The 14,549-nt window shown below is 69.7% G+C and carries 14 protein-coding genes; 3 read left to right on the forward strand and 11 right to left on the reverse strand.

All coding sequences use genetic code 11. From position 1 onward, the window contains the following. Window positions 1–101: 101 nt before the first annotated feature. Genes fdxA through AX709_RS16115 form a run of 3 tightly spaced genes read right to left on the reverse strand, consistent with a single transcriptional unit; the run spans window position 102 to window position 3,354 of the window. The gene (gene fdxA / locus AX709_RS16105) at window positions 102–443 is read right to left on the reverse strand and encodes a ferredoxin FdxA (protein ID WP_066483589.1); all 342 of its coding nucleotides are present in this window, start codon (window positions 441–443) and stop codon (window positions 102–104) included. A gap of 36 nt (window positions 444–479) precedes the next feature. Continuing rightward, entirely contained in the window at window positions 480–785 is a 306-nt protein-coding gene (locus AX709_RS16110) for an RNA-binding S4 domain-containing protein (RefSeq protein ID WP_066550866.1), read from the reverse strand. Continuing rightward, on the reverse strand, window positions 778–3,354 hold the full coding sequence (locus AX709_RS16115; RefSeq protein WP_066550869.1) for a helicase-related protein: 2,577 nt from the start codon (window positions 3,352–3,354) through the stop codon (window positions 778–780). Before AX709_RS16115 ends, AX709_RS16110 begins: the two co-directional genes overlap by 8 nt. Window positions 3,355–3,575: 221 nt before the next feature. Between AX709_RS16115 and AX709_RS16120 the strand changes: the two genes are divergently transcribed. Then, a complete protein-coding gene (locus AX709_RS16120; RefSeq protein WP_082731822.1) occupies window positions 3,576–5,132 on the forward strand; it encodes a M23 family metallopeptidase in 1,557 nt (518 codons plus the stop codon). A 93-nt stretch (window positions 5,133–5,225) separates the two neighbouring features. On the opposite strand, the gene AX709_RS16125 is transcribed toward AX709_RS16120, so the two are convergent. From AX709_RS16125 to AX709_RS16155, 7 genes are all read right to left on the reverse strand, one after another. After that, window positions 5,226–6,899 carry an ATP-binding protein gene (locus AX709_RS16125; protein ID WP_082731151.1) on the reverse strand — a complete coding sequence of 558 codons (1,674 nt, stop codon included), beginning with the start codon at window positions 6,897–6,899 and terminating at the stop codon, window positions 5,226–5,228. A gap of 65 nt (window positions 6,900–6,964) precedes the next feature. Continuing rightward, window positions 6,965–7,732 carry a TIGR02186 family protein gene (locus tag AX709_RS16130; RefSeq protein WP_066550871.1) on the reverse strand — a complete coding sequence of 256 codons (768 nt, stop codon included), beginning with the start codon at window positions 7,730–7,732 and terminating at the stop codon, window positions 6,965–6,967. Beyond that, window positions 7,732–8,646: a sulfite exporter TauE/SafE family protein gene (locus AX709_RS16135; protein ID WP_066550872.1), complete on the reverse strand. Its 915-nt coding sequence runs from the start codon at window positions 8,644–8,646 to the stop codon at window positions 7,732–7,734. Before AX709_RS16135 ends, AX709_RS16130 begins: the two co-directional genes overlap by 1 nt. 88 nt (window positions 8,647–8,734) lie before the next feature. Continuing rightward, complete coding sequence (locus tag AX709_RS18765; RefSeq protein WP_066550874.1) at window positions 8,735–9,823, reverse strand: hypothetical protein; 1,089 nt, start codon at window positions 9,821–9,823, stop codon at window positions 8,735–8,737. Continuing rightward, entirely contained in the window at window positions 9,820–11,214 is a 1,395-nt protein-coding gene (locus tag AX709_RS16145; protein WP_269450306.1) for a glycosyl transferase family protein, read from the reverse strand. The genes AX709_RS18765 and AX709_RS16145 overlap by 4 nt, the downstream gene beginning before the upstream one ends. A 276-nt stretch (window positions 11,215–11,490) precedes the next feature. Beyond that, window positions 11,491–12,000, reverse strand: coding sequence for an RcnB family protein (locus tag AX709_RS16150; protein ID WP_066483630.1), 510 nt, complete (start codon window positions 11,998–12,000; stop codon window positions 11,491–11,493). 119 nt (window positions 12,001–12,119) lie between these two features. Continuing rightward, window positions 12,120–12,605, reverse strand: a complete 486-nt coding sequence (locus AX709_RS16155) for an outer membrane protein assembly factor BamE (RefSeq protein WP_066483631.1) — start codon at window positions 12,603–12,605, stop codon at window positions 12,120–12,122. 133 nt (window positions 12,606–12,738) lie between these two features. Between AX709_RS16155 and AX709_RS16160 the strand changes: the two genes are divergently transcribed. Then, window positions 12,739–13,254 (forward strand): ubiquinol-cytochrome C chaperone family protein, encoded by a 516-nt coding sequence (locus tag AX709_RS16160; RefSeq protein WP_066483632.1) that lies wholly within the window; start codon window positions 12,739–12,741, stop codon window positions 13,252–13,254. After that, on the forward strand, window positions 13,251–13,790 hold the full coding sequence (locus AX709_RS16165) for a YceD family protein (protein ID WP_066550877.1): 540 nt from the start codon (window positions 13,251–13,253) through the stop codon (window positions 13,788–13,790). Before AX709_RS16160 ends, AX709_RS16165 begins: the two co-directional genes overlap by 4 nt. Here the strand turns inward: AX709_RS16165 and AX709_RS16170 are convergent. After that, a complete protein-coding gene (locus tag AX709_RS16170; RefSeq protein WP_082731823.1) occupies window positions 13,787–14,455 on the reverse strand; it encodes a TetR/AcrR family transcriptional regulator in 669 nt (222 codons plus the stop codon). The genes AX709_RS16165 and AX709_RS16170 overlap by 4 nt on opposite strands. Between the last annotated feature and the right edge of the window lie 94 nt (window positions 14,456–14,549).

Here is a 14,549-nt window from a genome sequence, read left to right on the forward strand (position 1 = left end):
CTGTTGCGCGGCACCATGCGCACCGGCGCCGTGCCGGCGAGGCAGGACGCCGGGCATCCCGGCGCGCAGCGTCGCGATCGCGCGACGCCGTTCCGCCCTGATCAGTCGCCCGCGCCGGGTTCCGGGCTGAAATACTTCTCGAACTTGCCTTCCTGACCCTTGTACTCGTCGGCGTCAGGGGGCGTCTGCCCGCGGTTGCTCGTCACGTTGGGCCATTGCGCCGAAAAGGTGGTGTTGACCTCAAGCCACTTTTCAAGCCCGCTTTCGGTGTCCGGCAGGATGGCCTCGGCCGGGCATTCGGGCTCGCACACGCCACAATCGATGCATTCGCTGGGATTGATGACCAGCATGTTCTCGCCCTCGTAGAAACAGTCTACCGGGCAAACCTCGACGCAGTCCATGTATTTGCAGCGGATGCAGGCGTCGGTGACGACGTAGGTCATGGGGCATTGGGCTCCAGCGAAGGGGTCGCCCTCCTGCTATGCGCGGGACTCGGCGGCGTCAATTGCCTTCGCCGACCCCGTCGACAGCTCCTCGTAAAGTGCCGCCGCTTCTGCCGGTGGACCCCGGCGGGTCGGCAGCGCGGCGACGCGCAGCACGCGCACCCGGCCCTGCTGTGGAAAGGCGATGATGCACCCCGCGCGCACCGGTGCGTGCGAGCGGTCGATGCGCCGGCCGTCGATGCGCAGCGTCCCCGCCTCGGCAATGGTCTGGGCGGTGCTGCGCGACCGGGTCAGCCGCGCGAACCACAAAAAGCGGTCCAGCCGCATCGTCGGCTCAGTCATGTTGCCGCTTCCGTCGGTGCGCAGGCACCCGCGCGGGGACGGGTGCAAGGTCGGCCAGCGCGGCAAAGGCATTGCCGGGCCGCGGCGCAACCGACGTCGCGCGCGGACGCTGGCGACCCTGCCAGCGCCATTGTTGGGCCGGGGGTGCCTCCCCCGCGCCGGTCGCAACGGGCACCGGGCGAAAACCGAGCGTGGTCAGCAGTCGCGCGATCGTCGGCGGAGTCAACCCGATCGAGGTCGCCAGCGCCAGGTCGGCAGCAAAGGGCTGGCGTCCGTCGCGCGCACCGTGCAGCGCGAGGGCAAGACGCTCGACCATGTCGATCCGCACCGCCTGGTCGCCGAAGCGGCGAAAGCCATGGCCGGGACGCGCGGCGGGATGGTCGCCCGGCAGCACGGTGGCCCCCGCCGGCGCGATCGCGTCGCCCGGGTCATCGCGGCCGGACTCGCGTGCCGCCAGCAGCGCCAGGCGCCAGCGCGCAGCCGCGGGCTTGAGCAGGCGCGCGTCCAACAGGTCGATCGCGCCGAACGTCACGCCCGCGCGCCGCAGCCGTCGCCGCCCGGCCGCATCGAGTTGTGCCACGGCATCCGCCACCATGTCGCGCGCGACAAAGCCCGCCCCGTCGTCGAGCGCGGCGGCGATGCTGCGCTCGGCGGGCGTGGCTTCGGGATCGCCCAGGATGGCGGCGAGCGCTTCAAACAACGGCGTATGGCGCTTGAGCATGGCTGCGAGCCACGTCCGCAGCCGCACCGTGATCGCGGAGCGGGCGGGCGCGGCCAGCGTGTCGAGCGCGCGGTCGAGCCGCAATTGCGGCGCGCCGATCCGCTTGCCGGGACCAAGCATCGCGACCGGCGCGCCGTGCCAGCCGATCGCAGGCGCACCGCCGGGCACGGCCTGGAGCGCGAAGGCGTCATCGGTCGCGGCGGCCAGCGCCTCGGCACGACGCTGAAGCTCGCGCCCCAACCGCTTTTCGGCCGCCGATAGCAGCATGCGCTTGTCGGCGGCGCGCGCGTCCGGTGCGACGACGAAGCGGAACCCGTCCAGCCGTCCGATCGGCTGGTCCTCGACGCTGACCGCACCGTCGGGATCGACCGTGACAGGCAACGCGCCCGCGTCCGCGCCGATCTGGCGCAGCAGCACGGTGGTGCGGCGGTCGACGAACCGCTGGGTCAGCCGGTCGTGCAGCGTGTCGGACAGCCGCGTTTCGACCGCGCGGGTTCGCTCGGCCCAATACGCCGGATCGGCCAGCCAGTCGGCGCGGTGCGCGATATAGGCCCAGCTGCGTGCCGCCGCGATGCGGCCGGCGATCGTCTCGACATCGCCGTTCAGATGGTCGAGCCGCGCGATTTCCTCGGCGAACCATTCGTGCGGGACGTGCCCGCGCCCCTCGCTCAGGTGGCGGAACACCCGGCCGACGAAACGCGCATGCGGATCCGCCCCCAGCTTGCGGAAATCGGGCAGGCTGCACGCCGCCCAGAGTCGCGCGACCATCGCGGGCGACCGCACCCGCACGCGCACCCAATCTTCCTCCGCCAGTCGTTTCAGCACGGCCAGGTCGATCGCCTGCGGTGCGGCGCGCAGCACGCCGGCTGGCGGCCGCGCTTCGAGGCTTTCGATCAGCGCATCGATGCTGGCAAGGTCGGGGGCGCCGTCGCGCCAATAGAGATGCTCGAGCCGGGGGATTTCATGCGCCTCGATCGCCAGCACCTCCTCCGGCCGGAACGCGGCCGGACCTTCCTCGTGCAATGCGCCAAAGGTGCCGTCGCGCTGGTGCCGGCCGGCGCGCCCCGCAATCTGGGCCATTTCGGCGACGGTCAGACGGCGCTGCCGGTGCCCGTCGAACTTGGTCATGCTGGCAAAGGCGACATGGGCGACGTCCATGTTGAGCCCCATGCCGATCGCGTCGGTGGCGACGAGGTAATCGACCTCGCCTGCCTGAAACATCGCGACCTGCGCATTGCGGGTGCGCGGCGACAGCGCCCCCATCACCACCGCCGCGCCGCCGCGCAGCCGGCGGATCGCCTCCGCAACCGCATAGACTTCCTCGGCGGAGAAGGCGACGATCGCGCTGCGCCGTGGCAGCCGCGACAATTTGCGCGCGCCGGCATAGCTGAGCGTCGAAAAGCGCGGGCGGCCGATGATTTCGGCCTCGGGCACCAGCGCCTTCAGCATCGGGCGCAGCGCGTCCGATCCCAGGATCATCGTCTCGTCGCGCCCGCGTGCGCGGAGCAGCCGGTCGGTGAACACGTGCCCGCGCTCCGGGTCGGCGCCCAGCTGCGCCTCGTCGATCGCGACGAAGCCCAGCTCGCGCTCCAGCGGCATGCTCTCGGCGGTGCACAGGAACCATCGCGCATCGGGCGGGACGATCTTTTCCTCGCCGGTGATCAGCGCCACCCGGCCGGCACCCTTGATCGCGACGACGCGCTCATAGACCTCGCGCGCGAGCAGGCGCAGCGGAAAGCCGATCATCCCGCTCGAATGGCCGCACAGCCGCTCGATCGCGAGGTGCGTCTTGCCGGTATTGGTCGGGCCCAGCACCGCGGTGACCGGGCGTTGCGCAAACTCGCTCATCGCCCGACCAACATCGTCGCGCCGGGGCGGGGGCGCAAGCGGGAAGGCGCGTTCTTTGTCGCGTCCGGAGCCGCATCGACACCGTTCATCGGCGGACCGCCACGATTCGGCGCAACGCGACCGGGTGGCGAAGCGGGTTAATTTGACTTCAACCTGTTTGTTCCACAGGAAAACGGGAAGTCGATCCAAATCAAACCGGATCGGCAGGGGAGCGGGGCGCATTGTTTCTGCGCGGTGAAATCGGGTTGGACCAGGCCGGCGGGACCAGTGCGCGTTCCACCGACCGCGCGACCTCGGCTGCCGGGATCCCCGCCGCCCCCGCCACGGCGATCGACCGACTGCGCGCGCGCTTCCCGGATTTTGAGCTGGTCCCCGATCTCGGCAGCGATATCGGCAGCCGGGTGTGGCTGCGCGGTGTTGCGACCTGTGCGGGATTGCTGACTTTCGTGGCGCTGCTCTCGCCAGGGATCGAGCCCGTTTATGGTGCGGTGACGCCGGTCGTCAGCGACGCGTCGCTCGATGAAGTGCGCAGCCTGTCGATCAGCCCGCTCGGCCTGGGCGCGACGACGGGGATGCGCCTGGGCGCGACCGCGCGTGTCGCGCCGCTCACCGATACGCCCGAACGTCCGATCATCGAACTGGCCGCCACGCTGGCACAGGGCACCGCGTTCGAACGCGTACTCACCCGGTCGGGTGTCGGCAGCGACGATGCCGAGCGCGCCGCCGCGCTGGTCGCCAATGCGGTCAGCCTGGGCGAGATCGCGCCGGGGACGCGGCTCAACCTGACGCTCGGCCGGCGCGCGGCCAAGACCGAGCCGCGCCCGCTCGAAAAGCTCGCCTTTCGCGCCCGCTTCGATCTGGCGCTCGAGCTCAAGCGTGCGGCGACGGGGCTTGCGCTCAACGAAATTCCGATCGCGATCGACCGGACGCCGCTGCGTATCCGCGGGACGGTCGGCAGCAGCCTCTATCGGTCGGCCCGTGCCGCCGGCGCGCCTGCGAAGGCGGTGGAAGCCTATATCCGGTCGCTGGCGACCCGCGTCCCGATCGGCCGGGTCGGTTCGGACGACGAATTCGACATCATCATCGAACAGGCGCGCGCCGAAACCGGCGAGGTCCAGCTGGGCAAGCTGCTGTTCGCCGGGCTCGATCAGGGCAAGCGCGAAATCCAGCTCGTCCGCTGGGAACAGAATGGCCGGACCGAATGGTTCGACGCCAAGGGGGTCGGTGAGCGGCGCGGGCTGATGAACCGCCCGGTGCCCGGCCGGGTGACCTCGGGCTTCGGCTATCGCCGCCACCCGGTGCTCGGCTATCAGCGGCTGCACAAGGGGCTCGACCTCGCCGCGCCGCACGGCACGCCGATCCGCGCCGCCGATGATGGCGTGGTGGCGATGGCCGGATGGAACGGCGGCTATGGCAAGTTCGTCAAGCTCAGCCATGGCGGCGGCATGGCGACCGGCTATGGCCACATGAGCCGCATCGCGGTGAGCGCCGGTGAGCGCGTGCGCGCGGGCGAGGTGATCGGCTATGTCGGCTCGACCGGCCTGTCGACCGGTCCCCACCTGCATTACGAGCTGTGGAAGAACGGCGGCGCGGTCAACCCGTCCAGCGTGTCCTTCTCGACCGTGCTCCAGCTGGGTGGGGAGGAGCTTCGCCGCTTCAAGGCACAGCTCAATCGGCTGATGGCGGTGCCGGCGGCGGGCACGACCGCGTCGCGCGCCACCGCCGCGTCGAAGGTCACGGCGAGCGTGCAGGACCCGGCGGCGCGACCGCGCGGTTGAGGCATCTGGTCCGCACGGCGACGGACGGTTTCATCTGAAGGGCGGGAGCGGGACGGCGCGGCGCGCGGGAGGCGAGCGCGCGATCCCGATCCGTTATTTCCCCTGCGAGCGCCAGCGCCGGACGGTGCGTTCGATCGCCTGTTCCTCGCCGCCGGACTTGCGCCACAGCTCGGTGAACACCGGGTCGCTCGATGCCGGCCGCTTATGCTCCTCCAGCGTGTCGAGATTGACGCGGATCGGCGTCGATACGCCCTCGCCGCAGATCACGCACTCGCGATTGCGAAGCGCGGGGATCGAATCGAGGAAGCCGCGCGAGCCTTCCGGCATCGCAGCGCGGACGAATGCCTGGTCGCGATCGTTGTTGAGGCGCATCGTGATGATCGTGCCGCACTGCGACAGCACGCCTTCGGCCAGGTCCGACGGCCGCTGGGTGATGAGGCCAAGCGAGACGCCGTATTTGCGGCCTTCCTTGGCGATGCGGCTGAGGATGCGGCCGACCGACGATGCGTCCGCGTTGCGCTCGTTGGGGACATAGCGGTGCGCTTCCTCGCAGATCAGCAGCACCGGCTGCTTTTCCTCGTCGCGCGACCAGATCGCGAAGTCGAACACCAGTCGCGCCAGCACCGACACCACGACCGACGTGATTTCGGACGGCACGCCCGACACGTCGATGATCGAAATCGGCTTGCCGTCGCTCGGCATGCGGAACATGCGGGCAAGGAACGTCGTCATGTTGTCAGCGACCAGCATGCCCGAGAACATGAAGGCGAAGCGCGGATCGCTGCGGACTTCCTCGACCTTGGTCTTCAGGCGCAGATAGGGGGCAGTGTCGCCCGCGCGGTCCATCTTGCCCATTTCCTGCTGCAGGATGTTGGTCAGGTCAGACAGCAGATAGGGGATCGGCGCGTCGACGGTCAGCTTGGTGATCTCCTGTGCGGCGCGGCTCTTCGCCTTGGCCGCCAGCAGGCACTTCGCCAGGATGTCCGTGTCGATCAGGCGCTGGTCGCCCTGCGACGTCAACAGCACCTCGCAATGTTCCTCGAAATTCATCAGCCAATAGGGCATTTGCAGGTTCGACACGTCGAACAGCTCGCCCGAATGCTTGAACGCGGCGCCATATTCGCCGTGCGGGTCGATCATCACGACATGGCCCTGCGGTGCAAGCTGGCAGATGCGGTGCAGGATCAGTGCGGCGCTGGTCGACTTGCCGGTACCGGTCGATCCCAAGAGCGCGAAATGCTTGCCGAGCAGCGCATCGACATAAAGCGCCGCGCGGATGTTGCGCGTCGGGTAGACGCTGCCGATTTCGATGTGCGGGCGATCGTCGGCGGAATAGATCTGCTTCATGTCGGCGGCCGACACCGGGTAGACATTCGCCCCCGGCAGCGGATAGCGGGTGACGCCGCGACGGAACCGATAGAGCTTTCCGGTGAGCTTTTCCTCGTCCGCTTCGCCCAGATAGTCGATCTGTGCGACGATCATGCCGTCGATGCGGTCGTCGAAGCGTACCGAACGGATGCTGGCGACCAGCCAGCTGCTGCCGACGCGGATCTTGATCTGGCTGCCGATCTGGCCCGCCATCGCGATCGCGGTGTCCGCATGGCCGGCCAACGCTTCGAGCGCGGTGCGATCCAGCCCCACCTGGCTGTTGGCGCCCGTGATATTGGTCACCACACCGATCGGGAGCGCGGCGACGTCGCCGCCGATCACGCCCGTGCCGACCGACTCTGCGTGGTCGAACGCCTTTGCACCCTCAAACTCTGCCATGGCCGCTCCCCGGATCTCCACCGGCGGTGATGCCACCAAATCCTGAAGAAGTGGTTCGCGCCCGATCAGAGACGACGCCAGATCGCCCCCGCGCCCCAGCCCATCGCCAGCGACAGCAACACCGCCGACAGCCCGTAGAGCACCGAGCTGTTCTGAGCCGCCGCGGCCACGAAGCGTTCGAACCCCGATTTACGGATGTTGATTTCGCGCACCGCCGCCGCCAGCACCCGCCCGTCGCGGATCAGGAAGGTTTCCGCGGTGAAGCGCCCGACGGGTACGCGCGCGGGGATGCCGATGCGCGCGCGATAGAGCACGTCGTCGGTGATCTCGACCGCGCTTGGCGCCTCATAATACAGGCCAGCGCGCCGGCGCAGGTCGACGAGCCCCGCGGTGAAACGCGCCTGTTCCTCGGTGCTGGTGGCACCGATCGGGGACAATTGCAGGCTGTCGAGGCCGAGTTCGTAGATGGCCCGGGTGCGATCGTCGACCAGCTCGCGGATCGGCCGGGACGATGCGATGGCGTAGAAGGAGGGGGCCGATCGCCAGCGCACCTGGTCGGCGTTGACCCAGATGCCGGCGACCTTCTCCTTTTCGCGCATCCGCACCGACTGGGCCGGTCCCTTGACCACCACCACGATGTCGGCGGGGGTGTCGCCACTCGGCACGCGCCCGCCGGGGTAGAGGATCGCGCCGAACAGCAGGAGCTCCGCGCCGGTGAAGCTGTAGATGATCTCGATGTCGCGCTGCGACACGTCGGGGACGAGCACCGGCTTGGTCGTCGCCATCAGCATCGGTGCCAGCAGCGCGGCGGCGAGGGCGGGGCGGAGGCGCATCAGGCGAGCTCGACCGTGAAGATCTCGTCCGGGCGCCAGGCGAGACCGAGCAGCATCCGGGTTGCGACGGCGAGCACCATCAGCGCCAGCGCGAGCCGGAGATATTCGGGCTTCACACGCTGCGCGAACCGCACGCCGATCTGCGCGCCGCTCACCGATCCGATCAGCAACAGCCCGGCCAGCACGATGTCGACCGCCCGGGTGGTCAGGGCGTGCACCATCGTCGCCGCCGCGGTGACGAACAGGATCTGGAACAGCGACGTGCCGACGACCACGCGGGTCGCCATGCCGAGCAGATACAGCATGGCCGGCACCAGGAAAAAGCCGCCGCCGACGCCCAGCAGCATCGTCAGCACGCCGGTCAGCAACCCCAGGATCAGCGGTGCGAGCGGCGAGATGTACAGGCCGGATCGATAGAAGCGCCAGCGCATCGGCAGGGCGGCGACGATCGGGTGATGCCGCCGCCGGCGTGCGGGCACCGGCGCGCCCGTCCGGCTCGCGCGAATGCTGACGATCGCCTCGCGAAGCATCAGCCCGCCGATCGATCCCAGCATCAGGACATAGAGGATGGCGATGACCGTATCGATCTGCCCCGACGATTGCAGCAGCCGGAACAGTCCCGCCCCCAGCAGCGATCCGACGACGCCGCCTACGACCAGGACAGAGCCCATAGTCAGGTCGACGCCGTCGCGGCGCAGATGCGCGAAGACCCCCGACACGCTTGCCCCCGTCACCTGCGATGCCGCCGACGCGGCGGCGACCGTCGGGGGGATGCCATAGAAAATGAGCAGCGGCGTGGTCAGAAAGCCGCCGCCGACCCCGAACATGCCCGACAGGAACCCGACGCCGCCGCCCAGCAGGATGATGACCAGCGCGTTGACCGACAGGTTGGCGATCGGGAGGTAAAGGTCCATGGGCGGGACGGCATTCCGGTTGGTGGCGTGGGCGGCGTGCGCTCGCCATAGCGCGCGCGCGGATCGGGTGCCACCGTCGGAAGTGACGTCAGAAATCGGTGCCGATCGATAGCGCCGGCCCCGAATCGGGCCGGGCGCTGCCGGCCACGCGCTCGCGCCAGTCGATCGCGACGCGGAACCGCTGGCCGGCGATCGGCAATGTCGCACTGAGCGCCGGGCCGACATCGACGCGATGGGCGTCGCGTTGCGCGCTCGCCCACAGCCCGGCACCGACCTCGAATCGCGTCCCGCGCGCGCTGGCCACCGGCCGAGCGACGCGGGCGCCGCCCTCGACATAGGGTTCGAGCCGCGCGCGTGCGACCGCGCCCGCCTGGCCAAAGCCTTCCAGGTCGAAGCCCAGGCCGATGTCGGTCGGGCCGACGCCTGCCACGGCGCCGACGCCGGGGCCGCCGCCGATGCTGTTGTCCAGGGGGATGCGCTGCTCCGCCACCAGCCGGATCGGACTGGCCTGGGGCTGCCATTCGAGCGCGAGCATCGCCTCACGCCCGCGCGACGCGAGCGGGATCGCTGCGCCCGCGGCGGCGCTCAACCCTTCGTCGTCGAGCCGGTAACGGACGCGCCCGCCGGCCTGCGCCCCGCCCAGTTGGCCGGCACCCGCGGCGGCCGGCACGCCGTTGCTCCGTGCGAACAGCCATGCGCTGCCCGACCAGCGCGGATCGCCGGCCGCGGGCGCGCGCAGTCGCGGCGCATCGGCGAAATAGCGGTCGACCAGCTGGGTGCTGCTCGCCACATGGACCGCCGCCAGCATCGCCAGCTGGACGCGTTCCGCCCTGACCGCGCGGCCGGGCTCGCGCACGTCGATCAGCCGCGTGCCGATCGCTGCACGATGATGGCCGGGGTGTTCCGACGCGTGCGGCGTCGAACCGGCCGCGCGCAGGCGGGCCATTGCCGCCGCCAGCGCAGGTGTCATGCGCACACCGCCGCCCTCCATCGGGAGCGGTGCGGGCAGCGCGACCGCCGACCGGCCCGCCCCTGCCATCGGGTGCGCCATCGGCCCGACCACGCGCGCGCCCGGCGCATCCTGGTCGAACCAGACAAAGGCCGCGCGCGACATCGCCCACAGGCTGAGCAGGATCGCGGCAAAGCGCAGCGGCCGTCCGACGTCGCCAGACATCATGCGGTCAGCCGAGCCGTTTCGGGAAAGCGGTGCGCGGTCTTGTCCCAGGTCAGCGCCCCGCCGCGCAGCAGCGCGACATAGCTGAACAGCGCGCGTCGGGTCGCGAGCAGCGCGATGATGTTGGCGACGATGGCGCGCGGCAGCGACCATAGCGCCTCCGTCGCGCCATAGGCATGACCGACGAAGCAGGCGCGCAACGCCAGACGCCATGCCAGCAGCACCGCGTTCGCCGCGAGCAGGCTCGACACGACGGGGCCGACGGGCGCGATCGGCCGATCGACCAATGCATGCCCCAGCACCCCGAGCGCCCAGCCGATCAGCCCCAGATAGGCCGCCGCCAGCACCAGCATCGCGACCAGCCCACGACGGTCGCGCATGCGCATCCAGTGGTCGCCCAGCGCCGCCGGTCGCGCCCAGCCGGTGCGGTCCCAGCCGACAAGTGCGATGCCGGTCATCCACCGCGCCTTTTGCCGGACGGCGGCATCGAGCGACCCCGGGAAGAAGGCGCGTACGGCGACCAGGTCGGACGCGCCCCTCGCGTTCGTGGTGCGGATGCGCGCGAAGCGCGCCGTGCCGCCCAGCCGGGCAACCGTCAGGCCAAGTTCGTAATCCTCGGTCAGGCTGCCGGCATCGAAGGGCTCGCCGTTCCGCAACGCGGCGATCCGCGCCAGCATGTCGGTACGGATCGCGCAGCCGACCCCGGCGAACGGCAACGCCGCGCCCAGCGACTGACGCACCGGCAGATGCTTGCTATGGGCGATGGCGAATTCGTCGCAATAATGGCCCGAAACCAGCCGCGATCCCTTGTCGACCAGCGGCAGTACCGGCAACTGCACCGCATCATAGCGCCGGGTCAGCGCGTCGAACACGCGAAGCTCGTTGCGATGCACGACGTCCTCCGCATCGTGCAGGACGACCGCGTGGACGTGCCGGGATCGACGGGTGTCGGCCTGCAGCGCGTGCCACAGCGTGTTCAGGCATGCCGCCTTGGTCGTCGGGCCGGGCGTGTCGCCGATCACCAGCCTGACGCGGGCGTCGCGGTCGGCGATCGCACGAACCGCGTCGATCGTTGCCGTATCGTTGGGATAGGTGCCGACATAGATGTCGAAATCGGGATGATCGAACCGGGCGAGCGCGGTCTGCAGCATTGCGCCGATGACCGCCGCCTCGTCCCAGGCGGGCACGAACACCGCCAGACGATGTTCGGGCCCGGGCAAACGTTCAAGGCGCTCGCCGTTCCCGCGCCGGCGATGGCGCAGCGCCTGCCATCCGAACACCAGGTCGACCGCCACGTCGTCGATCCCGCCGACCAGGAAACCGATCGCCGCGAACAACATCAATTCATGATTGAATATGTCGAGCGCGTTCAGCGCGACGTCGCCCCACGCCAACGCAAGTCCCCCTCTGGTTCCCCGGCGAGGGATTACGCGTTTTGCGCAATCAATTCAAAGCGGAATTGTGGCGCCTGGTCGCAGGCGCGCGCGTTTTCCGGCGGCCGGTGGAACCGAAGGGGTTTGCCAGCGTTGCGGCGACTGGTCCCGTTGACACGGGCACTGGTGCCGTACGCACCGGCCGCGCCGCAGCGTATCCGCGGCGCGGCCCACCTTCTCGAATTTTACTTTCGCGCTCAGGCGGAGCGGGTTTGCCGCCCCGCCTGCACGGCCCGGTTACCAGTAGAAGCCGGGAAGGGTGCGCAGCACATAGCCGCGGCGCGTGTCGACCAGCAGCACGTCGTCATAGTGCCGCACCCAGCGATTGTAACGGCCCGGGGGCGGGAGCCGGTAACGGCCGGGATTGCTGATGAAATACCGGTCGCCATAATAGCGCGGCGCGATCCGCGCCCCGGTGCGGAAACGCTGGTAGGCGAACGGTGCCCGCCAGTTGCCGCGCGCATAGACTGTGCGGTTGCGGCCGCGATAATCGCGCCAGTCATTGTCGCCCCAGCGCCGTTCGCGCACGCTTTCGTTCAGGTCGCGGCGGGCTTCACGCACGTCGCGGCGCTCGCGCCGGACGTCGCGCGGCGACCCGAAGCGTTCGGCGCGCCGCAATTCGCGCTGCTCTTCGCGCAGGTCGCGCGCGTCGCGACGGATTTCACCGCGCGACTGGGCGGCCGCCGGCGCGACGACCGTCGGGACCGCCAGCGCGGTGACCAGCGCGGTCAGGATCAGTTTACGCATCTTCTACCTCCATGTTCGCGGGACTCGTTCCCGATGGAGGGAGTTATGCCGAGGGCACGCTGAACGGGTGTCGAACGCGTTGGTCAGGAACGCGAAAGGCGCGCGGCGGGTGCGCCGCGTCAGTTCGGCCCGCCGGGCCCGCCGCCGCCGGGGCCAGCGCCCGGCGCGCCGACCGTGCCGATATTGCCGAACAGGTCCTGGAAAAAGCCGCGCCGCCGGCCCAGCGTCGGGGTCGAATCGTCGCTCGGCTGGATCGATGCGACCAGTTCCGCGCCGGTCTTGTCGACCGAGGTGACGTTGCCCGCCTGGTCGAAGGTCAGCTTGAGCGTCGTCTGGGTTTCGGGGCGCGGGCGGTTGAACGCCAGGTTGCGGCTGTCCCGTGCAATATAGTACCAGACGTTGTCCGAAAACTGCCCGGAAAAGCTCGGCGTGCCGAGCGTCTTGAGCACCGAATCCTTGTTGTCGACGCCCGGCTGGACCGAATTGACCAGGTCGGCATCGACGATATAGCCCTGATGGCTGCGCAGCCGGGTGCAGCCGCCCGCCGCCGCGGCAAGGCCGATCAGAGCGATCGAGGCGATCAGGCGTTTGGGAAGCGGTGACATTCGAAACTCTCCAGGGAACGCCGACACACGGCTGACGGGCGTGAAGCCGCATTGCATCATCGGCCACGCCAATCAATATGCGTCCCGGCGTGGCCAGACAAGGCGACGCGGGATTCAAGGGAGTTGACGCGCGATGGGCCTATTCGACCGGTGGCTGGGCAAGCCCCGCGACGTGCCGGCGCTGACGCTTTATCGCGCGGTGGTCGAACGTGCCCGCCAGCCGCACTGGTATCTCGACGGCGGCGTGCCCGACACTGTCGATGGCCGGTTCGACATGATCGCCGCGGTCCTGTCGATGCTGCTGCTTCGGCTGGAGCACGAGCCTGCAGGTGCGGCTCCGGCTGCGCATCTCGCGGAACGATTCATCGACGACATGGACGGCCAGCTGCGCCAGATCGGCTTTGGCGACATCGTCGTCGGCAAGCAGGTCGGCCGGATGATGGGGATGCTCGGCGGCCGGCTGGGCGCCTATCGCGACGGGCTGGCGGCCGGCCCGGACGGGCTCGACGCGCCGCTTCGCCGCAATCTCTATCGCGGCGAAACGCCGGGCGCGGCACAGGTCGCCCATGTCCGCGACCAGCTCGTCGCATTGCGTGCGCGGCTGGACGACGTGACCGTGGAAACGCTGCTGGCGGGCAGGCTGCCATGACCGCCGCGCCCGAATTCAGCCGCCCGGTGCGGCTCGATCAGGTCGGTGCGGGCGAAAGCACGCTGGCGATTTCAGCCGAGCCCGCCGAGCGCGCGGCGCTGGCGCGGCGGTTCGATCTGATCGCGATCGACCGGCTGGAGGCACAGTTCCGCCTGCGCCGCGACGCCATCGGCATCCTGGCGAGCGGCAGCGTTACCGGCGACGTCGTCCAGGCGTGCGTCGCCACCGGCGCGCCGGTGTCGGACACGATCGATGAGCCGTTCCTGATCCGCTTCCTGCCCGAAACCGAAGCCGGCGACGCCGACGAGATCGAGCTGAGCGACGACGATTGCGACACGGTTTTCTATGCGGGCGGCGCGATCGATCTGGGCGAGGCGGCGGCCGAGACGCTGGCGCTCGCGCTCGACCCCTATCCGCGCGTGCCCGACGCGGATGCCCAGTTGCGCGCGGCGGGCGTGCTGCGCGAGGAAGAGGCCGGCCCCTTCGGTCCGCTTGCGGGGCTGCGCGACAAGTTGGCCGGAAGGCGCGGCGATTAGCGCGCCTGTCGATTGCCGATGCCGCACGCCAGCATCTCCGCGATCTGGTCGGCGATGAGGTCCGGCGCCTCGGTGTCGCTCCAGACGCCGTAGCGCAGCCCCAGAAAGACGTTCATGCCCATCAGCGCCCAGGCGTGCACCTCCGACACGTCGGCGCGCACTTCGCCGCGTTCCGCTGCGGCGCGCAGCCGGGCGTGGATGCGGTCGGCGGTGTTCGCATAATGCAGCCGAAAGCTTTCGGGATCGACGAATTCGGCCTCGTCGATGATGCGATAGATCTCTTTGTGCGCGCGCACGAAACGGATGAATTCATGCAGGCCCGCCCGCTCGGCTGAAATCTGGTCGGGCGCGCCGCGGATCGCGGGGGCGACATGGTCGCGCACCTGGTCCGACATGTCGCGCACCAGCGCCCGGAACACATCGTCCTTTGAATCGAAATAGGTGTAGAAGCTGCCGAGCGCCACGCCCGCGCGGCGCGTGATCGCGCTGATTGACCCTTCGTGAAAACCCTTCTCGCCGAACTCGGCGGCGGCGGCGTCCAGGATGGCGCGCAACGTCCGCTGGCCACGCGCGGTTCGCGGCGCCTTGCCCGCGCTCGCGGGGGATGACGGGATCGCCGGCGCGCGTTCGGTCGCCGACGCGTTCGCATCGGCACCGGCCCGCATCGTCGCGCGCCGCCTTGCCGGTCGTTCAGTCGCCAAACCGCATCATCCCTGTCGCCTTTCACTGCAAAGTTGAAAACCGGTTCACCTTTCATTA

It is taken from the genome of Sphingomonas sp. CCH15-F11 (assembly GCF_001557005.1).
Classification (GTDB): Bacteria; Pseudomonadota; Alphaproteobacteria; order Sphingomonadales; family Sphingomonadaceae; genus Sphingomonas.

Coding starts and splice junctions, on each gene's coding strand:
- AX709_RS16135 (WP_066550872.1), bottom strand. CDS start 8,646: ATGGACCTTTACCTCCCGATCGCCAACCTGTCGGTCAACGCGCTGGTC.
- AX709_RS16115 (WP_066550869.1), bottom strand. CDS start 3,354: ATGAGCGAGTTTGCGCAACGCCCGGTCACCGCGGTGCTGGGCCCGACC.
- AX709_RS16110 (WP_066550866.1), bottom strand. CDS start 785: ATGACTGAGCCGACGATGCGGCTGGACCGCTTTTTGTGGTTCGCGCGG.
- AX709_RS16150 (WP_066483630.1), bottom strand. CDS start 12,000: ATGCGTAAACTGATCCTGACCGCGCTGGTCACCGCGCTGGCGGTCCCG.
- AX709_RS16165 (WP_066550877.1), top strand. CDS start 13,251: ATGACCGCCGCGCCCGAATTCAGCCGCCCGGTGCGGCTCGATCAGGTC.
- AX709_RS16155 (WP_066483631.1), bottom strand. CDS start 12,605: ATGTCACCGCTTCCCAAACGCCTGATCGCCTCGATCGCTCTGATCGGC.
- AX709_RS16170 (WP_082731823.1), bottom strand. CDS start 14,455: ATGCGGGCCGGTGCCGATGCGAACGCGTCGGCGACCGAACGCGCGCCG.
- AX709_RS16130 (WP_066550871.1), bottom strand. CDS start 7,732: ATGCGCCTCCGCCCCGCCCTCGCCGCCGCGCTGCTGGCACCGATGCTG.
- AX709_RS16125 (WP_082731151.1), bottom strand. CDS start 6,899: ATGGCAGAGTTTGAGGGTGCAAAGGCGTTCGACCACGCAGAGTCGGTC.
- AX709_RS16160 (WP_066483632.1), top strand. CDS start 12,739: ATGGGCCTATTCGACCGGTGGCTGGGCAAGCCCCGCGACGTGCCGGCG.
- fdxA (WP_066483589.1), bottom strand. CDS start 443: ATGACCTACGTCGTCACCGACGCCTGCATCCGCTGCAAATACATGGAC.
- AX709_RS18765 (WP_066550874.1), bottom strand. CDS start 9,823: ATGATGTCTGGCGACGTCGGACGGCCGCTGCGCTTTGCCGCGATCCTG.